At 69.1% G+C, this 18,644-nt stretch carries 23 protein-coding genes; 15 read left to right on the top strand and 8 right to left on the bottom strand.

Annotation, left to right across the window (positions count from 1 at the left end; translation table 11 throughout):
• From ACFV9C_RS36175 to ACFV9C_RS36165, 3 genes are all read left to right on the top strand, one after another.
• Nucleotides 1-240 (top strand): cation transporter dimerization domain-containing protein (locus tag ACFV9C_RS36175; RefSeq protein ID WP_380200866.1); only part of this gene is annotated, 240 nt, incomplete at its 5' end.
• A gap of 28 nt (nt 241-268) precedes the next feature.
• Nucleotides 269-892: a phosphatase PAP2 family protein gene (locus ACFV9C_RS36170; protein WP_380200864.1), complete on the top strand. Its 624-nt coding sequence runs from the start codon at nt 269-271 to the stop codon at nt 890-892.
• Between the two features lie 26 nt (nt 893-918).
• Entirely contained in the window at nt 919-1,398 is a 480-nt protein-coding gene (locus tag ACFV9C_RS36165) for a GtrA family protein (RefSeq protein ID WP_380200862.1), read from the top strand.
• Here ACFV9C_RS36165 and ACFV9C_RS36160 read toward each other — a convergent pair.
• On the bottom strand, nt 1,352-1,723 hold the full coding sequence (locus ACFV9C_RS36160) for an ArsR/SmtB family transcription factor (RefSeq protein ID WP_380200860.1): 372 nt from the start codon (nt 1,721-1,723) through the stop codon (nt 1,352-1,354). The two genes, ACFV9C_RS36165 and ACFV9C_RS36160, sit on opposite strands and share 47 nt — an antisense overlap.
• A gap of 64 nt (nt 1,724-1,787) precedes the next feature.
• Between ACFV9C_RS36160 and ACFV9C_RS36155 the strand changes: the two genes are divergently transcribed.
• Genes ACFV9C_RS36155 through ACFV9C_RS36135 form a run of 5 tightly spaced genes read left to right on the top strand, consistent with a single transcriptional unit; the run spans nt 1,788 to nt 6,630 of the window.
• Nucleotides 1,788-3,770: a heavy metal translocating P-type ATPase gene (locus tag ACFV9C_RS36155; RefSeq protein ID WP_380200857.1), complete on the top strand. Its 1,983-nt coding sequence runs from the start codon at nt 1,788-1,790 to the stop codon at nt 3,768-3,770.
• Nucleotides 3,767-4,336, top strand: a complete 570-nt coding sequence (locus ACFV9C_RS36150; protein WP_380200855.1) for a GNAT family N-acetyltransferase — start codon at nt 3,767-3,769, stop codon at nt 4,334-4,336. Before ACFV9C_RS36155 ends, ACFV9C_RS36150 begins: the two co-directional genes overlap by 4 nt.
• 45 nt (nt 4,337-4,381) lie before the next feature.
• The gene (locus ACFV9C_RS36145) at nt 4,382-4,753 is read left to right on the top strand and encodes an ArsR/SmtB family transcription factor (RefSeq protein WP_380200853.1); all 372 of its coding nucleotides are present in this window, start codon (nt 4,382-4,384) and stop codon (nt 4,751-4,753) included.
• Complete coding sequence (locus ACFV9C_RS36140; RefSeq protein ID WP_380200851.1) at nt 4,750-5,436, top strand: cation diffusion facilitator family transporter; 687 nt, start codon at nt 4,750-4,752, stop codon at nt 5,434-5,436. The genes ACFV9C_RS36145 and ACFV9C_RS36140 overlap by 4 nt, the downstream gene beginning before the upstream one ends.
• A 3-nt stretch (nt 5,437-5,439) precedes the next feature.
• A complete protein-coding gene (locus ACFV9C_RS36135; protein ID WP_380200849.1) occupies nt 5,440-6,630 on the top strand; it encodes an MFS transporter in 1,191 nt (396 codons plus the stop codon).
• Here the strand turns inward: ACFV9C_RS36135 and ACFV9C_RS36130 are convergent.
• From ACFV9C_RS36130 to ACFV9C_RS36120, 3 genes are all read right to left on the bottom strand, one after another.
• On the bottom strand, nt 6,590-7,153 hold the full coding sequence (locus tag ACFV9C_RS36130; RefSeq protein WP_380200847.1) for a vitamin K epoxide reductase family protein: 564 nt from the start codon (nt 7,151-7,153) through the stop codon (nt 6,590-6,592). The two genes, ACFV9C_RS36135 and ACFV9C_RS36130, sit on opposite strands and share 41 nt — an antisense overlap.
• Nucleotides 7,137-7,778, bottom strand: coding sequence for a DsbA family protein (locus tag ACFV9C_RS36125; protein WP_380200844.1), 642 nt, complete (start codon nt 7,776-7,778; stop codon nt 7,137-7,139). Before ACFV9C_RS36125 ends, ACFV9C_RS36130 begins: the two co-directional genes overlap by 17 nt.
• Before the next feature lie 64 nt (nt 7,779-7,842).
• Nucleotides 7,843-8,217: a hypothetical protein gene (locus ACFV9C_RS36120; RefSeq protein ID WP_380200842.1), complete on the bottom strand. Its 375-nt coding sequence runs from the start codon at nt 8,215-8,217 to the stop codon at nt 7,843-7,845.
• 59 nt (nt 8,218-8,276) lie between these two features.
• Between ACFV9C_RS36120 and ACFV9C_RS36115 the strand changes: the two genes are divergently transcribed.
• Together ACFV9C_RS36115 and ACFV9C_RS36110 are read left to right on the top strand one after the other, a co-directional pair.
• Nucleotides 8,277-8,966 (top strand): class I SAM-dependent methyltransferase, encoded by a 690-nt coding sequence (locus ACFV9C_RS36115; protein ID WP_380200840.1) that lies wholly within the window; start codon nt 8,277-8,279, stop codon nt 8,964-8,966.
• Nucleotides 8,967-9,204: 238 nt separating this feature from the next.
• A complete protein-coding gene (locus ACFV9C_RS36110) occupies nt 9,205-10,056 on the top strand; it encodes a phosphotransferase enzyme family protein (RefSeq protein WP_380200838.1) in 852 nt (283 codons plus the stop codon).
• On the opposite strand, the gene ACFV9C_RS36105 is transcribed toward ACFV9C_RS36110, so the two are convergent.
• Nucleotides 10,057-10,725: a FadR/GntR family transcriptional regulator gene (locus tag ACFV9C_RS36105; protein ID WP_380200836.1), complete on the bottom strand. Its 669-nt coding sequence runs from the start codon at nt 10,723-10,725 to the stop codon at nt 10,057-10,059. It lies immediately after the preceding gene.
• A 126-nt stretch (nt 10,726-10,851) separates the two neighbouring features.
• On the opposite strand from ACFV9C_RS36105, the gene ACFV9C_RS36100 reads away from it, so the two are divergent.
• Both ACFV9C_RS36100 and ACFV9C_RS36095 read left to right on the top strand, forming a co-directional pair.
• Entirely contained in the window at nt 10,852-11,457 is a 606-nt protein-coding gene (locus ACFV9C_RS36100) for a hypothetical protein (RefSeq protein ID WP_380200834.1), read from the top strand.
• Nucleotides 11,458-11,499: 42 nt separating this feature from the next.
• On the top strand, nt 11,500-12,444 hold the full coding sequence (locus ACFV9C_RS36095) for a phosphotransferase family protein (protein WP_380200832.1): 945 nt from the start codon (nt 11,500-11,502) through the stop codon (nt 12,442-12,444).
• A gap of 15 nt (nt 12,445-12,459) precedes the next feature.
• On the opposite strand, the gene ACFV9C_RS36090 is transcribed toward ACFV9C_RS36095, so the two are convergent.
• The gene (locus tag ACFV9C_RS36090) at nt 12,460-12,861 is read right to left on the bottom strand and encodes a cupin domain-containing protein (protein WP_380200830.1); all 402 of its coding nucleotides are present in this window, start codon (nt 12,859-12,861) and stop codon (nt 12,460-12,462) included.
• 309 nt (nt 12,862-13,170) lie between these two features.
• Nucleotides 13,171-14,427 carry an amidohydrolase family protein gene (locus tag ACFV9C_RS36085; protein ID WP_380200828.1) on the bottom strand — a complete coding sequence of 419 codons (1,257 nt, stop codon included), beginning with the start codon at nt 14,425-14,427 and terminating at the stop codon, nt 13,171-13,173.
• Between the two features lie 102 nt (nt 14,428-14,529).
• Between ACFV9C_RS36085 and ACFV9C_RS36080 the strand changes: the two genes are divergently transcribed.
• Nucleotides 14,530-15,411 carry a hypothetical protein gene (locus tag ACFV9C_RS36080; protein WP_380200826.1) on the top strand — a complete coding sequence of 294 codons (882 nt, stop codon included), beginning with the start codon at nt 14,530-14,532 and terminating at the stop codon, nt 15,409-15,411.
• Here ACFV9C_RS36080 and ACFV9C_RS36075 read toward each other — a convergent pair.
• Nucleotides 15,362-15,577: a hypothetical protein gene (locus tag ACFV9C_RS36075; RefSeq protein WP_380200824.1), complete on the bottom strand. Its 216-nt coding sequence runs from the start codon at nt 15,575-15,577 to the stop codon at nt 15,362-15,364. The genes ACFV9C_RS36080 and ACFV9C_RS36075 overlap by 50 nt on opposite strands.
• Nucleotides 15,578-15,705: 128 nt before the next feature.
• Between ACFV9C_RS36075 and ACFV9C_RS36070 the strand changes: the two genes are divergently transcribed.
• Entirely contained in the window at nt 15,706-16,740 is a 1,035-nt protein-coding gene (locus tag ACFV9C_RS36070) for a lysylphosphatidylglycerol synthase domain-containing protein (RefSeq protein ID WP_380200822.1), read from the top strand.
• Nucleotide 16,741: 1 nt separating this feature from the next.
• Nucleotides 16,742-18,640: a hypothetical protein gene (locus ACFV9C_RS36065; RefSeq protein WP_380200820.1), complete on the top strand. Its 1,899-nt coding sequence runs from the start codon at nt 16,742-16,744 to the stop codon at nt 18,638-18,640.
• The last annotated feature ends 4 nt before the right edge of the window (nt 18,641-18,644 follow it).

Raw genomic sequence — 18,644 nt, 5'->3', positions numbered from 1 at the left:
ACGCCCGGCGTCATCGACGTCCACGGCGTCCAGCTCCGCTGGCTCGGGCACAGCCTGCGCGCCGAGGCCCGGATCAGCGTCGACACGAACACCTCGCTCGTCGACGCCCACCACCTCAGCCATCAGGTCGAGCACGACCTCGTGCACGGCGTACGGCGACTGACCTCGGCCACCATCCACGCCGAACCTCTCGATCCGGAGGCGACGGCAGCGCACGAACTGGTTGCCCACCACCACTGATTTCCGCGACCCCGTACGCTCGGTCCGTGTGAACCTGAGAGACAGTCGGATCGTGATCGGGCTCGGGGTGTTCGTGTTCGTCGCGACACTGCTCGACCTCGTCACGATCGGCGTACTGCGCTCCTGGGACCACCACGTCATCCCGGTCGCTCGTCCGGCCGGCGAACCGTCGTCGACGTGGTGGCAGGCGCTCGCGGACATCGGCGGCTTCGCGGTCCTGACCGTCGTTCTCGTCGGGACCGCGCTGCTGCACCTGTACCGGCGCCGCCCGATCCGGCAGCTGGTCCGGGCGGCCGTCTGGATCGCGATCATCGAGGCGGCGATCTGGCTCACGAAACTCGCCGTCGGCCGTACGCCGCCGCGCTCGCACGTCGACCGCCTCTGGGACGCCGGCATGTCCTGGCCGTCGGGTCATACCGCCGACAGCCACGCGCTGCTCCTGATCGCGGTCACCCTGCTCACCACCACCGGCACCCGCCTCGACCGGCTGACGGTCTGGGCCGTACCCGTCATCTCCGCCGGCGTGGCCGTCGCGACCGTTCAGCTCCATTACCACTGGCCGACCGACACCGTCGGCGGCTGGTCACTCGGCCTCGCACTCGGCATGCTCGCCCGCCGATCGCTGCGAAACCAGACCCCGGACGCACGCTGACTTGTGCGAGCCGTAACACTCACTATGTGGCAACGACGACCCACACGCAGACCCGGCCCGTCAGCGAGCGCTTCGCAGCAGCGATGACCGCGGTCACCCGCAGGCTCCCCGGAAAGCTCTCAACGAGAGTCCCGCCGAGCCTGATCGGCTTCGCACTCATCAACGGCTTCACGTTCTGCGTCGACCTCGCGCTGCTCACCGCGCTCCGTTCGTGGGCGCGGCTCCCGCTGTGGCTGGCGATCACGATCGCGTACTGCACGGCGTTCGCGGTGAGCTACGTTCTCAACCGCGCGTTCAACTTCCGTTCACACGCACCGGTCGGCCCACAACTCGCGAAGTACGCGATCGTTGTCGCAGTCAACTACTTCGCGCTGATCCTCGGCCTCACCACGGCCCTCTCCGCCGTGGGCGTCGAGTACCACCTCTCCCGCATCACCGCCGGCCTCTGCGAGGGCATCTTCATGTACTGCGCACTGCGCTGGTTCGTGTTCCGCCCGTCGGAGTAGCGTCGTCGCGGTCGAGCTGGTCGGCGTGGAAGAGCGCCTGATCCAGGAGATCCTTGACGTGGTCGTCGGCGGCCGAGTAGTACACGAAGGTACCTTCGCGGCGGCCCTTCACCAGGCCGGCGAGGCGCAGCTTCGCCAGGTGCTGGCTGACCGCGGTCGGCGCGGCACCGGCGAGCTCCGCCAGGCAGGCGACGGACGACTCGCCCTGCAGCAGCGCCCACAGGACCTTGATCCGGGTCGGGTCCGCGAGCAGCCGGAACGACTCCGCCGCGAGGTGCACCTGCTCCTCGTTCGGCATCTCGAAATCCTCGATCGACGAGTGCATGGGGTGATCTTACTCTTACCTGCTTACTTGCGTACCTGCATGCTTGCGCATGTAAGCTGGTTCGGTGAGCGTTGAACTGAAGCCGGTTGTGTCGGCGAGTGTTCCGGGTCTGGTCCGGGAGTCGTGGTGGCGGAGCGCGTGGTCGCTGGCCGAGGTGCGGTGGGCCGGCGTTGCGACGGTGCTGTTCCTGGCCGGGCTCGTTGCGCAGTTGTCCGGTGCGGCCGGTTGGGTGACGTGGCGGTTGTTCCTCGCTTGCTACGCGGCCGGCGGGTGGGAGCCTGGTTTGGCCGGGCTGCAGGCGCTGCGCGAGCGACGCCTGGACGTCGACCTGCTGATGGTCGTGGCCGCGATCGCCGCCGCGGCGATCGGCCAGGTGCTGGACGGCGGCCTGCTGATCGTCATCTTCGCAACATCAGGCGCCTTGGAGGCGGTGGCAACGAAGCGCACCGAGGACTCGGTCCGCGGCCTACTTGACCTCGCACCGGAAACCGCGACCCGTCTGCGCGACCAGACCACAACAAGCACCGGACACCCCAACAACACGGCGCCGGGCGGGGCGTTGGTCGAGGCGACGGTTCGGGTCGGTGAGTTGGTTGTCGGGGATGTTGTACTGGTTCGGCCCGGTGAGCGGATCGGTGCGGACGGGACTGTCATCGACGGCGGGAGTGAGGTCGATCAGGCCACCATCACGGGTGAGCCGCTGCCGGTCGACAAGACCATCGGCGACGAGGTGTTCGCCGGCACCGTGAACGGGAGCGGCGTACTGCGTGTCCGGGTCGATCGCCCGGCCGGCGAATCGGTGGTCGCGCGCATCGCCGCGCTGGTGGAAGAGGCGTCGCGAACCAAGGCCAAAACGCAACTGTTCATCGACAAGGTCGAGCAGCGCTACTCGATCGGAATGGTCACCGTCACCGTCCTGCTGTTCGCGGTCCCGCTGCTGCTCGGCCACGCATTCACCCCAACGTTGCTCCGGGCAATGACCTTCATGATCGTCGCCTCCCCGTGCGCCGTCGTACTCGCGACGATGCCACCCCTCCTGGCCGCCATCGCCAACGCCGGCCGCCACGGAGTACTGGTGAAATCCGCCGTAGTCATGGAAACCCTCGGTACGACCACTCGGGTAGCACTCGACAAAACCGGCACCCTCACCCGCGGCACACCCCACCTCGCCGCCGTCCACCCCCTACCCACCACCCAACTCTCCGAAAACGACCTCCTCGTCCTAGCCGCCTCCGCCGAACACCCCAGCGAACACCCCCTGGCCACCGCAATCGTCCAAGCAGCCCAAGCCCGCCACCTCCCCCTCCACCCAGTCCAAACCTTCCACGCCACCCCCGGCCAAGGCATCACCGCCACCGTCAACAACCATCACCTCACCCTCGGCGCCCCAACCCGTTCGCTTGGTGTGGTGCGGGAGCTGCAGGCGACGGGAGCTACTGCTGTGGTGATGGCTGTGGACGATGAACCGGTTGCTGTGTTCGGGATTGTCGATCAGCTTCGGGCGGAGGCTGCGGCTGCGGTGGCCGGGATCACCTCCGTCACCGGGCAAGCGCCCGTACTCCTCACCGGTGACAACACCCCCGCCGCGCACACGATCGCCTCCGCCGTAGGCATCCACGACGTACATGCCGAACTCCTCCCGGACGGCAAGGTCGCGCACATCCACCACCTTCAATCCACCGGCGAACGCGTCACCGCCGTCGGCGACGGGATCAACGACGCGCCGGCCCTCGCGGCCGCAGACACCGGCATCGCGATGGGTGGCGCCGGCTCCGACCTCACCCTGCAGACCGCCGACGCGGTCATCGTCCGCGACGACCTCACCACCATCCCCACCGTCATCGAACTCTCCCGCCGCGCCCGCCGCGTCGTGACCGCCAACCTGATCATCGCCGCCACCTTCATCACGGTCCTGGTCACCTGGGACCTCCTCGGCCACCTCCCCCTCCCGCTCGGCGTCGCCGGCCACGAAGGCTCCACCGTCATCGTCGGCCTCAACGGCCTCCGCCTCCTCCGCACCGCCGCCTGGAAACGCGCCGCCGCATGACGTTCACCGAGTACGCCGGAACGGAAATCCTCGCAATCGAAGACCAGTTGGCCGACGCGTACGGCGAAGTCTTCAGCCGCCCGCCCTTCGACCGGCCCCAGGACTCCGTCGCGCACTTCCTGGAACGACTCGCCGCCGACATCCGCCGCCCCGGCTTCCGCGGGGTGGTTGCCGGCGCCGAGGGCCGCGTCGACGGATTCGCCACGGGCTGGATCACACCGACGCCGTTCCGGACCGACCGCGCCTACGGCACGGTCCTCCAACAGTTCGGCGAATCCGCCGTCGAGAACCTCCTCGTCGGCGCACTCGAGGTCGACGAACTCGGCGTACGCCCATCCGCCCGCCGCAGCGGACTCGCCCGCCACCTACTCACCCTCCTCACCCGACACGCCCCCAACCACCGAGCCTGGCTCCTGACCCCCACCTGGGCAACCGACACCGTCGCCTTCTACAACCACCTCGGCTGGCACCCCGCCCACCCCAACAAGCCGGGCACAGTAACGGTCTTTCTCTCCCCCAAACACCCCTCGCTCCACCAACGACCCCACCGCACTTCCCCGCGCTAGCACATACCTGTGGACTAAGCGGAGGACTGGCGATAACATCGCCGTATGGCGATGAGTGGGCAGGATGTGGTCGACGAGACTGCCGCGTTGTCCGTGGCGGCTTGCTTGTTTCACGGGTTCAGTGATGCGTCGCGGTTGGCGATCGTTCGGCATCTGGCGTTGGGCGAGCATCGGGTGGTGGAGCTGACCGAGCACCTCGGGCTGGCGCAGTCCACGGTGTCGAAGCACCTGGCGTGTTTGCGGGACTGTGGGTTGGTCGAGTCCCGGCCGCAAGGTCGAGCCTCGCTGTTTCGCCTGACGCACCCGGAGGCGACGCTCGAACTGCTGACCGCTGCGGAGCGGCTGCTCGGCCTGACAGGTGACGCTGTTGCGCTCTGCCCGGTGTACGGAACCGCGGCCCAGGGAGGCGACGAGTGAGCGAGATCACCTCACCGCCAAGTACCTGGACCACCGACCCGGAGCGGCGGCGGAAGCTGAGTCGTCGGGCGCAGCTGCTGGCGGGGGCGTCGGTTGCCTACAACATCGTTGAGGCTGTCGTTGCCATCTCGGCCGGTGCCGCGGCGGGGTCGGTCGCACTGGTCGGGTTCGGGCTGGACTCCGTTGTGGAGGTGTCCAGTGGGCTGATCATTCTGTGGCAGTTCCGTCACCGTCTGCCCGAGACGCGTGAGCGCCAGGCGCTGCGGCTGCTCGCGCTCTCGTTCTTCGGCCTCGCTGCGTACGTGACGTTCGAGTCGTTGCGGTCGCTCATCGGCGGCAGTCACCCGGACACCTCCCCCGTCGGCATCGGCATCGCGATCGCGTCGCTCATCGTCATGCCGTTCCTCTCCTGGGCCCAGCGCCGTACCGGCAAGGCGCTCGGCTCCAACGCAGTGGTTGCCGACGGCACCCAAACGCTGTTGTGCACCTATCTGTCGGCGGTTCTGCTCGCGGGCCTGCTGCTCAACGCGACCCTCGGCTGGTCCTGGGCCGACCCGATCGCCGGCCTGGTGATCGCGGCCGTCGCCGTCCGCGAAGGACTCGAAGCGTGGCGGGGTGAGGGCTGCTGCGCCCCGGCCACCACCAGCGGTCGCGGATGCACCGACGGCTGCTGCGCAGACTGAACCGTGCCCCGGAAAGGCTTGTCTGCCTGGCGGTTCATCCTCGCGTTCGGTGTCGTCAGCCTGCTGATGGACTTCGTCTACGAGGGCGCCCGCTCGATCACCGGTCCGCTGCTGGCGGCCCTCGGCGCCTCGGGGGCCGTCGTCGGGATCGTCACCGGGGTCGGCGAGGCGGCGGCGTTCGGGCTGCGCCTCATCTCCGGCCCGCTGGCCGACCGCACGCAGCGGTTCTGGACGTGGACGATCCTCGGGTACGTCGTGACCGCCGTCGCCGTCCCCTTCCTCGGCGTGGCCGGAGTGTTGTGGGTGGCATCGGCGCTCGTCATCGCTGAACGGGTCGGCAAGGCCGTCCGCTCCCCCGCCAAGGACACCCTCGTCTCGCACGCGACCGCCGTCACCGGCCGCGGCAAGGGATTCGCGGTCCACGAGGCGATGGACCAGGTCGGCGCCGTCATCGGCCCGCTGACCGTCGCGGGCATCCTCGCGGTAACGGGTGACGACTACGCCCCGGCGCTCGGCGTACTCGCCATCCCCGGCGCGGCGGCGATCGCGCTGCTGTTCTGGCTGCGCTCACGGGTACCCAACCCAGCCGGCTACGAGCCGACGCCGTCGGCCGGCGTACCCGATGAATCCGGCCGGCTGCCGCGGGCGTTCTGGGCGTACGCCGCCTTCACCGCGGCGACGATGTCCGGATTCGCGACGTTCGGCGTGCTCTCGTTCCATCTGGTGCGGGAGAACCTCCTGCCCGTCGCCGCCGTGCCGGTGGTGTACGCCGCGGCCATGGGCGTCGACGCGCTCGCGGCACTCGCCACCGGCTGGCTCTACGACCGGACCGGCGCCAAGACGCTCGCCGTACTGCCACTGCTCGGCGCAGCCACGCCGTTGCTCGTATTCACCCGCACAGCCTGGCTCGCCGTCGCCGGCGCGTTGTTGTGGGGCGCAGCGGTCGGTGTCCAGGAGTCCACGCTGCGCGCCACCGTCGCGGACCTCGTCCCGGTGGGCCGCCGCGCCACGGCGTACGGCGTCTTCGCCGGGATCATGGGCGTGGCCACCCTCGTCGGCGGCGCCCTGACCGGCGTGCTGTACGACGTCTCCGTGCCCGCCCTCGTCACGACCCTCATCGCGATCCAGGCGGTCGCCCTCGTACTCCTGCTGGTCAACCGAGTCCGCTCCAGTAGCTCCAGAAGCGTTGGGTGATCAGCGCGAGGATGACGACGTACCAGACCGTGAGTACGACGGCGTGGTACTTCGCCTTCCGCAGGTTGTGCTGAGTGACGTACCAGAAGATCGGGATCGTCACGACCCAAACCACCAGGCAGTACGGACACAGCGCGCCGATGCGGTACAGGCTCTGGAAGATCAGCCAATGCACGAAGACCGCGCCGAACGTGACACCCACCTGGAGGCCGATCCAGAACCAGCGGGCCAAGGCGCCGCCGGCGAGGAGGACGGCGCCGACCGTCGTGAGGACCGCGAAGCCCGCGATGCCGAGCAGCGGGTTCGGGAAGCCGAACGCCTCGGCCTGCGGGGTCGACATCACCGAGCCGCAGGACAGCACCGGGTTGATGCTGCAGGACGGGACGTACGTCGGGTCGCGCAGCAACCGCAGCTTCTCGATCGTCAGTGCGGTCGCCGCCGCCAGCCCGGCCGCGCCGCCGAGCAGCAGCAACCAGGCCAGCGGTCGTGGGGCACTCGCCGGCGGCCTACTCGAGCGCGGCATCGATGCTCGCGGTCAGGTCGTCGACGGACTTCGGCTCGAGCTTGGTGCCGTTCAGGAAGAACGTCGGCGTGCCGGTGACACCGAGTTCCTTGCCATCGACAACGTCCTTCCGGATCCGGTCGAGGGTGGCCGGCTCGTTGTAGGCCTTGTCCCAGGCCGCCAACTCCAGCCCGAGCGCCTCGGCGTACGACCGGAAGCGCACGTCGGCCGGCACCTGCTGCTCGGCCCACTCGGTCTGGGTCTCGTACATCTTCTGGTACATCGCCTCGAACTTGCCCTGCGCGGCGGCAGCCTCGACGGCCCGGGCCGCGCGTTCGGCGTTCAAGTGGCTCGGGATCGGGAAGTACCGCACCACGAACGTGACCTTGCCGGCGTAGTCCTTGCGCAGCTTCTCCACCGCCGGGTACGCCGCCCCGCAGGCCTCGCACTCGAAGTCGAGGAACTCCACGAACGTGACCTTCCCGTCGGCCGCGGTACCGAGCCGATGACTGTCCGCACGGACGACGCGGTCCGGGGCCGCCACGGGCGTGTCGTCGGCGGTTCGGTTGCTGGTGGCAAGTGGTACGGCGACCACGACGGCGAAGGCGGCCGCGATACCGATCGAAATTCTGGCGTTGGCAGACATAGCTCTCCTCTGGATTCGAGTACGACGAAGTGGTGGCGGGCTGCCACTCAGGACGTACGCCGGATCACGTCCGCAGGACGCAGAGGCTTGTCAGCGAAGGGGTTGTGGGCCGCGGCGGAGCGGTCGCGCCGCGGCGGGTCGTCGTACGCCAGAGATCACCGACGGCATACGCCAGCGGCCGTACGGCGAACGCGAGCAGCAGCCCGCCGAACAGGAACACGACGAACAGATGCGCGTGATAGTCCTCGTCCGGAACCGCCGACGGTACGTCGTTCAGGTCGACGTGCAAGGGCCCGACGAGGTCCGTCGTCACCGCGACCGGCTGGGCCGCACCCACCGGTTCCGAGGCGGAGCTGTGGAACGCGGACACGGCCACGAGCGCGGCGACCAACGCCAGCCCTCGCAGCACCAGCCGCAGCCACGCCCCAGATCGATCCATAACAGCGCCCAGCTTAGCCAAACGCAGTTTGTGTCGGAGGCGGCACCTACAGTGCGGGCATGACTTCCACCAGGTACGACGGCGACTCGTGGGACCTCGCCTCCGGCGTCGGTACGACGGCCACGATGTCGGCGGCGGCGCGCGCGGTCGCGAGCCGTACCGAGCCGCGGTTGTTCGACGATCCGTTCGCCGGGCCGCTCGTCCGGGCCGTCGGCGTCGAGCACATCGTCCAGTTGGCGAACGGCGACGTACCGATCGATCAGCTGTGGATCGACATCGCGAAGATCCGCACGAAGTTCTACGACGAGTACTTCCTCGCCGCGACGGAGTCCGGCATCAGGCAGGTAGTGATCCTCGCGTCCGGCCTGGACTCGCGCGCGTACCGGCTCCCCTGGCCGGCCGGCACGGTCGTCTATGAGCTCGACCAGCCGGAGGTCATCGACTTCAAGACCCGCACGCTCAGCACCCTCGGCGCCGCCCCCACCGCCGTACGCCGACCGGTAGCCGCCGACCTTCGCGAGGACTGGCCCGCCGCCCTCCGCGCCGCGGGCTTCGATCCCGCCCAGCCAACCGCCTGGAGCGCCGAGGGTCTGCTCGGCTACCTGCCCGCTGACGCCCAGGACCGCCTCCTGGACACCATCACCGACCTCAGCGCCCCCGCCAGCCGCGTAGCCACCGAAAGCAAACCCACCCCGACCGCAGCCGAAGAAGCCAACACCAAACAAAGTCTGCAAGCTCTCGCCGACTAGCTGGGCACGTCGAACGACACCTCCACCCTCCGCTACTACGGCCCCCGCAACGAAGCAGCCCCGTATCTCGCCGCAGCCGGCTGGACCCTGACCACAACGACCATCGAGGCACTCCTGGCCACCCACAACCTCACTCCCGTGGACCTCATGAACATGGGAGCGATGCAGTACGTCGCCGGCGTACTCCGGTAGAAATCCAAGGGACACGGCACGACCGCGGGTGTAGCGTCACCGAATCATGGAGCCGTCCGAAGTTACGCGAGCGATCGCCACCGCCAGCTCCATCGCCACGTCGCTGGGTCTGCAGGTCGAGGACGGCACCGTTCTCCACAATTCGAACAAGCTCGCCGTACGACTGACGCCGTGCGACGCCTTCGCCCGCGTCGCGCCGGTGGGCGTAGAGGTCGCGGAGTTCGAGATCGAGCTCGCGCAACGTCTCGCCGAGGTCGGTTCGCCGGTTGCCGCCCTGGACCCGCGGGTGGAGCCGCGGGTGTATGTCCGCGACGGTTTCGCGGTGACGCTGTGGACGTTCTACGAGACGGCGGCCGACCTCTCGCCGGCCGAGTACGCCGACGCGCTGGCACAGCTGCACGCCGGCATGCGCAAGGTGGATCTGCCGAGCCCGCGCTTCACCGACCGCATCGCCGCAGCCCAAGCAATCGTCGGCAACCCAGACGTCTCGCCGGACCTCCCGGACGCCGAGCGAACCTTCCTCAGCAGCAGGCTGGAGTCCCTCCGCCAGGAGCTCGAGAACGGCGACGAGCAACTGCTCCACGGCGAGCCACACCCCGGCAACCTGCTCAGCACCCGCGAGGGCCCGCTGTTCATCGACTTCGAGACCTGCTGCCGCGGCCCCGTCGAGCTCGACCTGGCCCACGTCCCCGAAGCGGTCTGCGACCACTACCCGAACCTCGACGAAGACCTGCTCGCCACCTGCCGAGAGCTCGTCCTCGCACTGGTCGCCGCCTGGCGCTGGGACATCGGCGACCAGTTCCCCCACGGCCGGGAGTTCGGCGAGGCATTCCTCCACGCCCTCCACACAGGCCCACCATGGCCAACCCTCGACACAATGGCCAAGCGGGTGCCGTAGTCAGTCGGGCAGGATCTCGCGGAGGAAGCAGGCGGTGGCCTGCATTGCGGCGTCGACGTCCTGGGCTCGGAGCGCCTCGAGCAGTTGACCGTGGTCGACGTAGTTGTCGTCGCGCAGCTCCGGGCCGATCACTGCGGCGACGCTGTCGCGCGTCAGGTCCGCGAACGCGACGTACAGCTCGCTGAGCAACGGATTCTTGGCCGCGTCCACCACGGCGAGATGGAACGCGACGTCGGCGTCGACGAACTCCCGGAGGTCCCCCGCGCGCCACGCGGCGTCACGCGCCACACAGGCGCGCTCGAGCACCTTGATGTCCTCGGAGGTACGCCGGGTCGCCGCGAGCCGGGCCGCTTCCGTCTCGTAGGCGCGACGTACCTCGATCACCGAACGCAACTCGGCCGCCGCCACCCGCCGCCGCAGCGCCGCGGGCAGCTCGCTCGGCGCCCTGACGTAGGTCCCGTCGCCCTGGCGGGCCTCCAGTACGCCGGAATGCGAGAGCGCGCGGACCGCCTCGCGGACCGTGTTCCGGCCCACGCCGAGGGCGGCGACCAGCTCCGGCTCGGTCGGGATCCGTTCACCGATCGGCCACTCGTGCGTGCTGATCATCTGCTGCATCGACGCGATCACCTGATCGACGAGCCCCGTCCGGCTCGGTGACGCGAGCGGCATGTGCTGAACACCTCCAAAAACACCGGGTCATCCAATCATCCCATGAATGCTAGACTGATTCCACCGACTCGCCCGAAGACAGGCGGCGCTACACCCGCGAAGCCGCCGTGGAAGGAGCATCGCCGCATGAACGGCTCGTCCTCGACCCTGCACCGACCCGTTCCCGAGCGACGCCGCTGGACCTGGCTGTTCCGCCCCAATCCCCTCCGCCGCCGGACCGACAAGGTCCAGGCCGCCGTACTCGCACTCTGCGCTCTGGTGGCCGCAGCAGCCGTTCCGCTCGTCACGCTTCTGGCCCTGCACGTGCACCGCACGACGGCCGAGGACCTGCACGCCGCCCGGCAAGGCGCCACCCAGACCACGGCGACGACGACCGGCGTCGGCCGGTCGCCGCTCGGATCCTCCGGCCCGATCTCCACCACCGTCACGGTGCCGGCCCGCTGGACCACGACGACCGGCGACCTGCGTACCGGGATGATCCAGGCGCCCGCGGACACCCCGCCGGGCACCGACGAGCAGATCACCATCGGCACCGACGGCCGCTACCTCCCGAAGGGCGCTACCCAGGGCAGCACCGTCGTGATCCCGATCGTCTTCGGGGTGACGATTCTGGCGGTCGCGCTGCTGACCTGCACGCTGATCTACGGCGCCATCACCGGTCTCCTGGAACGTCGGCGCGCTGCGGCGTGGGGCAGTGCGTGGGAAGAGTTCGCGCGTACCTCAACTACCTAAATCCGGTACTGCCGTGGGCCGCTCGCGAATAGGCTCGCGGTCATGACCGACGGCGACTGGAGGGACGGCGGGTTCAGGCAGCGTCGGCCCTCCGCGGAGACGCTCGCCTGGGTTGCGGCGTCGATGGGTCGGGGCAGTCGCGTCGTCGGCCGTCGGCGATTGACCGGCGGTGTCTGCTCCGCCGTACATCGGCTGACAGTCGAGCGGCGCGGAGTGCGGACGTTCGTCGTACTGCGGCAGTACCCGGGTGGGCTCGGTCTGCAGGAGCCGTTGGAGACGGAGATCGCCAACCTTCGTGTGGTGGCGGGCAGCGGGCTCCCGGTTCCCGGCATCCTCGCCGCTGACGTCGCCGGTGCTGCGACAGGTGGCGCGCCGTCGTTGCTGATGACGCGGTTGCAGGGGCATGTCGACCTCGATCCGGCGGAACCCCGGTTGTGGCTGACGAGGATCGCGGAGATTGCTGTCTTGCTGCATTCGCTCGATCTGCCCGCGAAGACGTTCAGGCCTTGGGTGGATTCGTGGATCGCTCCTCGAGACGGGTTGCGGGTGCCGGTCGACGCACGGAAGCCGGCCGTGTGGGAGGCGGCGTTCGGTGTCATGGCTACGCCGCCGCCGAAGGACGAGGCCGTCTTTCTGCATTGCGATCTCCTGCCCGTCAACCTGCTGTGGTCGCGCGGGCGGATCACTGGGCTGACCGATTGGAATTCGATCCATCGGGGGTCGCGGGGGATTGATGTCGGGCATTGCCGGCGGTACTTGGCGGCGCTGTACTCGGCTGAGTGGGCGGAGGAGCTTCGGTCGCTGTACGAGTCGATGGCCGGGGTGACTCTCGATCCGTGGTGGGACCTGTATGCCTTGCTGCACTATGACGACAGCGGGGCGAAGTGGATCCGCGGTCAGGTCGCTGGGCGCCGGCCTGTTGACGTGCCTGGGATGACGTCTCGGGTCGAGCACGCTGTCGAGTCGGCGCTAGGGCGCCTTGGATGACATTTCGGGGTGGGTCTAGTTGCCCGCGGATTGGTAGGTCTCGTCGGTGACGGGCTCCAGCCAGGTCGTCGGATCTCCCTCGGCGGATGCTTCGAGCATGGCGATGTGGCACATGAAGGTGGTGGCGGTGCCGCCGTGCCAGTGTTCTTCACCTGGTGGAGTCCAGACGGTGTCGCCGGCACGCATGCGGATGACCTTGCCGTCCCGGGTTCCGACGTACCCGACGCCTTCGGTGACGTGGAGGGTCTGGCCGAGAGCGTGGGAGTGCCAGTTGGTACGCGCGCCTGGCGTGAAGCGGACCAGTGCGGCGGTGAGGCGGGATGGTTCAGTCGGGGTCTTGATCGAGGTGACGTAGACGTCACCGGTGAAGTTCTGCGCCGGTGCTTTGCCGGTGTCCTTGAAGGGGACGAGTTCCATTGGTGGGTCCTATCGTTGGGTGGAGGCTTGCGGTGGTGCCGCTGGTCGCCAGTTCAAGGCAACCGTTGTTCGGGGCGGGGTGCCAGGCCGCGTTGTTCCAGGTAATGGCAGAACCCCCTTCCCGACCTACGCCCGCGAGCGGCAGCCCGCAACACGCCTGCGGCAGCCAGCAACAACCCGGCGCCAGCCGGAAGAGGTTGCCGGCGTTAGCCGGAGGGTGGGTAGCGCGCGGAGTGGGGGCGGATGGGAGCGCGGCGACAGGAGCGCCTGCGGAGCACGCGAGGGGGCTGCTGCGCGTTGGACGTGGGGCTACTTCACGTTCTTGGCGATGGTGCCTTGTTTCATGATTAGGGCGAACGACGTGTCAGGTGTCGCCAGGAGTTGGAGGTTTTCGAGGGGGTTGCCGTTGACGAGGATCAGGTCGGCGAGGGCGCCTTCCTCGACGAGGCCGAGGGTGCCGGGGTACGGGTTTCGTTCGCCGGCCAGCGCCAGCAGCTCGGCGTTGGTGACGGTTGCCATCGCCAACACCTCGGCCGGCGTGAACCATCGCGTCATCTTCGCCAGCTGCTTCCCCTGCTTGGCCGCCAGCCCGGGGTCGAACAACGTATCCGTCCCCCAAGCCAGCCGTACGTCGTGCTTCCGCGCCAGCTCGTACGCCGTGTCCGTCCCCCGCGCCATCTGATCGAACTTCGACTGGTTCCCCGGCGGCACCGGCGGTGCGTCCTCATCGTCCAGGAACGGCTGCAGCGACCACCAAACCCCGTTCTCCGCCATCAACGAAGCGGTCGCGTCGTCCAGCAACTGCCCATGCTCGATGCACTTCACTCCAGCCCGGACCGACTGCTGCACAGCGCGCGGCGTATACGCATGCACCATCACATACGTCCCCCAGTTCTCCGCCGCCTCCACCGCCGCCCGCAGCTCATCCTCCGTGTACTGCGTGACGTCCAACGGATCGTACGGCGAAGCCACACCCCCGCCGGCCATCAACTTCAACTGCGAGGCCCCGAGCATCAACTGCTCCCGAGCCGCCTCGAAGACCGCGCTCACCCCATCAGCGATCCGCACCGCCCCCACCAACTCGGCATGACTCAAATGCCCGGTACGCCCCCGCGGAACCTCATGCCGCGTGCGGAAATCGCCGTGCCCACCGGTCTGCGAGATCATCGCCCCGGACGGATAGATCCGCGGCCCAGGCACCAGCCCGGCGTCGATCGCCTGCTTCAACCCCAGCGAAGGACCGCCGGCATCCCGCACCGTGGTGAAGCCACGCAGCAACGTCTCCCGCGCAGTGGCCGCTGCGACGATGTGCAGGTACCCGACGTCGCCCATCATCGCAGTCATCAACGGCACAGCCGCGAACAGCGAATGCCAGTGCGCGTCGATCAGCCCCGGCATCAGCGTCCGCCCCTCCCCCGGTACGACGCGTGCGCCGGCCGGCTCGGAGACCGTCGGCGCGATCGCGGAGATGACGCCGTCCTGGACCACGACCTGGACCGGGTCGCCGAGGCTCCCGCGGCGTACGTCCAGGACACGCACCTCACGAAAAACGGTCGGCTCGGTCACCACCGCAGCGTACGGCGGCACGACGCAGAACTGCTCACCCGATCTGGAGGAGGAAACCGCGGCCCCGACCGGTCACGCTCCTGGTGACGCCGGAGGCAGTCCATGGAGGACACACACAAGGTCAGGACCGTGGTCGCGGTCGTCCTGATCGTGGCCGGCTGCCTCCTCGCGCCTGTCGCGGTCACCGCGGCCTGGGCGCGCACCCACGTGACGGACACCCAGCGGTACGTCGACACCGTCGCACCTCTGGCCGCCGATTCCGGCGTACGGAACGCGGTCGCCGACCAGGTCACGGCGGTGATCCTGCGCAACCTGCCGGACCGGATCGCGAACACCGCCCGCGGTGTCGTCCGCGGCCAGGTAGGTCAGCTGGTCGAGAGCGACACCTTCCAGAGTCTCTGGCGCAACGCCAACCAGGTGGCGCACGGGCAACTGATCGAGCTGCTCAACGGGCGCGGTCCGGCGAGCGTCAACGGCGACACGATCAGCATCGACCTCGGCCCGTTCGTGGCGGCGGCGAGGGATCGGCTGGTCGCGTCGGGGTTTACCGCCGCGCAACGGATCCCGGACGTCCATCAGTCGTTCGACGTGTTCTCCTCGCCGGATCTGCCCAAAGCACAACGGGCGTACCGCCTGCTCGACCGGTACGGCGCGATCCTGCCGTACGTCGCCGGTGCGCTGCTCGTACTCGGCCTGGCCGTCGCGACCAGGCGTCGCCGTACGCTGATCGGCATCGGTCTCGGTGTCGCCGCGTCGATGGTTGTCCTGGGCATCGTCCTGCTGATCGGCCGGCGGGTCGCGCCGGACCGGCTGCCGGACGGGTTCCCGGCGACGGCGGTGTTCGACGTCGTGACGCGATCCCTGTGGACGACGCTGGTCGTGGTCTTCGTGGTCGGCGCGCTGGTGGTCGGCGCGGCGCTGGTCGCGACGCGGCTCAGTCGGCCGGATCGAACGGCGGGATCTGCAGCACTTCCAGGATGTTGACGCCGAGCATGTCGAGGTGGTTCAGGATGCCAGCCAGCGCGGCCTGGTCGGCCAGGTCGCCGTGCAGCACGGTCTGCACCGGCTCGGACTCGACCGCCAGCGCCGGGAACGCGTCGGTGAGCTCGTGCGACAGCGTGCCCTGCACCCGGATCACGTAGTGGCCCATGACAACGCCCCTTTCGTACCCACTGTGTCCAAGCCGCGGCGGCGGTGCATCACCCTTCCCGGGCGATAGCCGGCGGCTCCCCCGGATCGTGGGAGGCGGCCGTACGGCGACGACGGCATGGTGGTGAGGTGGCAGACCATGCAGCGACCCGGCGCCGGGTACCGGGCGCCGTGGTTCGGGTTGCCCGGATCCTGGTCGTTGCCGTCGTCGCGTGGCTGCTGCTCCGGTTGCTGCGGGCGATCGACTGGAGCCAGGTCGGGCACGCGGTCACGCACCTGAGCCCGTGGCAGATCGTGGTGATCCTGCTCGTCCTGCCAATCAGGCGGTTCGTACTCGCGGCTCCGCTGGCCCTGTTCGTCACCGGCCTCAAGGTCCCGCGCGCGATGGTCAACGACGTCGCGGCGGCCTCCGTGGCAACGATCGCGCCGTCGCCGGGCGATGTCGTCGTACGGCTGGCCATGCTGCGCTCGTGGGGTATCGACGCGAAGGCGGCCGCGTCGGGGCTGACGCTCAGCACGGTGATGTTCTACGTCGCACGGCTGGCGGCGCCGGTCCTCGGGTTCGTCGTGTTCTGGGCGACCCGGACGTTCTACGCTCCGTTCGGCTGGGCGGCGCTCGTGTTCGGCGCGGGTGCCGCGGCGTTGCTGGCCGGATTGGTGTACGCCGTACGCGCGGAACGGACGGCCGCGGCGCTCGGGCGGTTGCTCGGCACGCTGATACGAAAGGTGCGGCCTTCGGCCAAGGGACCGGACGAATGGGCCGAGCGGCTGGTGGACTTCCAGGCACACAGCGCGGGGCTGTTGAAGACGCAAGGGCGATTGGCCGTGGTCAGTCTGTGCGCCCTGGTCGTCGTCGAGGCCGGCGTACTCGTCCTGTGCCTCGGGTTCGTCGGCGTACCGATGAGCACCTCGACTGTCCTGCTGCTCGCGTGCACCTTCCTTGTCATCTACCCGTTCACGGGCCTGCCGCTGATGGGCGCGGGCGTGTTCGACGCGAGCTACGCGGCGTTCGTCTCCTCGCACAGCGACTTCGAGGCGACGACCATGGTCGCCGGACTGCTCGTCTGGCGGGTCGCGGTCCAGGTCGTACCGGTCGTGGTCGGCCTGCTCGTACTCGCGCGTTGGCGTCACGTGCAACGAGGGGCGGCCAACCATGCGGCGTAGCGTGCTCGTGGTTCTCCTGTCATCGGCGCTGCTCGTCTCCGGTATCGAGCCTGCAGCCGCGACGTCACCAGAGGACACGGCCGCCCAGCAGTTGGCCGACCGCTACGCACCTGTCGTCAAGCTCCAGGACAGTGCCGCGAACTGCTCCGAAGGCGAGCACTACCGGCCCATCGACGTACAGTCCGTGCTGGGCAACCAGCAGGTCGCCCTGCGCGGACCCTGGGAGCCGCCCGACCTCATCAAGACGCAACCGCAAGGCAAGGACCTCGGCCTGCGGTACCCGGGCTATTTCCTCGACTTCCCAGGCGACCCTCTGCGCCCCGCCTGCGACTACGCCAACTGGTCGGCACAGCTCAACTCCCAGTACGCCCCAACCGTCTACGCGCACGTCGCGGGCGACCCGAAGTACCCGGACCAGCTCTCCCTTGAGTACTGGTTCTTCTACATCTTCAACGACTACAACAACACCCACGAAGGCGACTGGGAATCGATCCAGCTGATCTTCGACGCCCCAACCCCGCAGGCGGCGCTGACCACGCAACCGGCCGCGGTCGGGTACAGCCAGCACGGCGGCGCCGAACGCGCGAAGTGGGGCGACGCCAAACTCGAACTCGTCGACGGCACCCATCCGGTCGTCTACCCGGCGGCGGGGTCGCACGCCAACAAGTACGGGCAGCGGCTGTACCTCGGCCGCGGATCGGAGGGCCTCGGCTGCGACGACACCACCCGGCCGGAACCGGCGATCACCCCGAAGGTCGCGTACGTTCCAATGAACCGGGCCGACTACCTCGCGCAGTACCCGTGGCTGGGGTTCGAAGGCCGGTGGGGCGAACGGCAGCGCTCGTTCTTCGACGGTCCGACCGGGCCGAACATGAAGGAATCCTGGACGGCACCGATCCAGGACGCCGAGTCGACCTGGCGCGACGACAGTACCGTCGTACCCGCCGGCGCGCTGCTCGGCCCCAGCAGTACGAGCGTGTTCTGTGCCGCCGTCGGTACCGGATCGAACCTGCTGCGCGAAACCCTCGACCGGACCTGGCTGCTCGCGCTCCTGCTCGCCCTACTGATCGCCGTGGTGTGGTTCGCCGCGAGCCGGACCCGGTGGACCGACGCCGATCCGCTGCCGGCCCGGCGGCCGCGGGCGTGGGGTCAGGCGGTGGTGTCCGCGGTCCAGCTGTTCCGCCGGCGACCGGGCCTGTTCGCCGGGTTCGCCGCCGCGCTGGGCGTGCTGAGCCTCGTCACCGTCAGCCTGGCCAGGCTCGAGGCGGCCCGGCGGGACGCCCCCACCGACCTCAGCGCCCCGACTCAGACCGCGACCGGCTTCTGGGCAGCGCTCGTCGCGCTGGCGGTCACACTGCTCACGATCGCGACGTACGTCGTCCTCCTCGCGGCCGTGATGCGAACGCTCGATCAACTCGATCGGGGCGAACCGGTGACGACCACGACCGCGCTACGCGACGTGATCCGTTGGCCGCTGGCACGCGCGGCCGCGCAGTACGTCGTGGTGGTGGTCGTGCTGACCATCTTCGTCGCGACCATCCCGCTGGCGGTGTACTACGCGGTCAGCCGGGCGTTCGTCGTACAGGTCCTGGTCGCGGAGCACTGCTCCGGAGGTACGGCGCTGCGGCGGAGCCGGCGCCTGGTCGCACGCCGCTGGTGGCGGACCGCCGTACCGCTGACGCTGGTGGTCGGCGCCGGGCTCGCCGTCGGGCCGATCGCCGGTATCGTCCTGCTGCTCGCGACCGACTGGTCGCCGACGTTGATCAACGTCGTGTCGTCGATCCTGTTCGCGCTCGCGATGCCGATCGCCGCGGCGGCCGTCGCCTACCTGTACTTCGACCGCGCCACGCAGCGGCCACCCGAAGCGGGTGAGCCGCTGGACGCGCTGCGGTCCGCGTGAGGCC

Source organism: Kribbella sp. NPDC059898 (assembly GCF_042730855.1).
In the GTDB taxonomy this organism is placed as follows: Bacteria; Actinomycetota; Actinomycetes; order Propionibacteriales; family Kribbellaceae; genus Kribbella.
Note: the sequence above shows the minus strand (reverse complement) of the source record. Positions and strands in the feature narration are given on the sequence as shown.

Excerpts from the sequence above, each read along its gene's own strand:
- ACFV9C_RS36160 (WP_380200860.1), bottom strand. The coding sequence starts at position 1,723 with ATGCACTCGTCGATCGAGGATTTCGAGATGCCGAACGAGGAGCAGGTG.
- ACFV9C_RS36150 (WP_380200855.1), top strand. The coding sequence starts at position 3,767 with ATGACGTTCACCGAGTACGCCGGAACGGAAATCCTCGCAATCGAAGAC.
- ACFV9C_RS36145 (WP_380200853.1), top strand. The coding sequence starts at position 4,382 with ATGGCGATGAGTGGGCAGGATGTGGTCGACGAGACTGCCGCGTTGTCC.
- ACFV9C_RS36130 (WP_380200847.1), bottom strand. The coding sequence starts at position 7,153 with ATGCCGCGCTCGAGTAGGCCGCCGGCGAGTGCCCCACGACCGCTGGCC.
- ACFV9C_RS36125 (WP_380200844.1), bottom strand. The coding sequence starts at position 7,778 with ATGTCTGCCAACGCCAGAATTTCGATCGGTATCGCGGCCGCCTTCGCC.
- ACFV9C_RS36120 (WP_380200842.1), bottom strand. The coding sequence starts at position 8,217 with ATGGATCGATCTGGGGCGTGGCTGCGGCTGGTGCTGCGAGGGCTGGCG.
- ACFV9C_RS36115 (WP_380200840.1), top strand. The coding sequence starts at position 8,277 with ATGACTTCCACCAGGTACGACGGCGACTCGTGGGACCTCGCCTCCGGC.
- ACFV9C_RS36110 (WP_380200838.1), top strand. The coding sequence starts at position 9,205 with ATGGAGCCGTCCGAAGTTACGCGAGCGATCGCCACCGCCAGCTCCATC.
- ACFV9C_RS36105 (WP_380200836.1), bottom strand. The coding sequence starts at position 10,725 with ATGCCGCTCGCGTCACCGAGCCGGACGGGGCTCGTCGATCAGGTGATC.
- ACFV9C_RS36100 (WP_380200834.1), top strand. The coding sequence starts at position 10,852 with ATGAACGGCTCGTCCTCGACCCTGCACCGACCCGTTCCCGAGCGACGC.
- ACFV9C_RS36095 (WP_380200832.1), top strand. The coding sequence starts at position 11,500 with ATGACCGACGGCGACTGGAGGGACGGCGGGTTCAGGCAGCGTCGGCCC.
- ACFV9C_RS36090 (WP_380200830.1), bottom strand. The coding sequence starts at position 12,861 with ATGGAACTCGTCCCCTTCAAGGACACCGGCAAAGCACCGGCGCAGAAC.
- ACFV9C_RS36080 (WP_380200826.1), top strand. The coding sequence starts at position 14,530 with ATGGAGGACACACACAAGGTCAGGACCGTGGTCGCGGTCGTCCTGATC.
- ACFV9C_RS36075 (WP_380200824.1), bottom strand. The coding sequence starts at position 15,577 with ATGGGCCACTACGTGATCCGGGTGCAGGGCACGCTGTCGCACGAGCTC.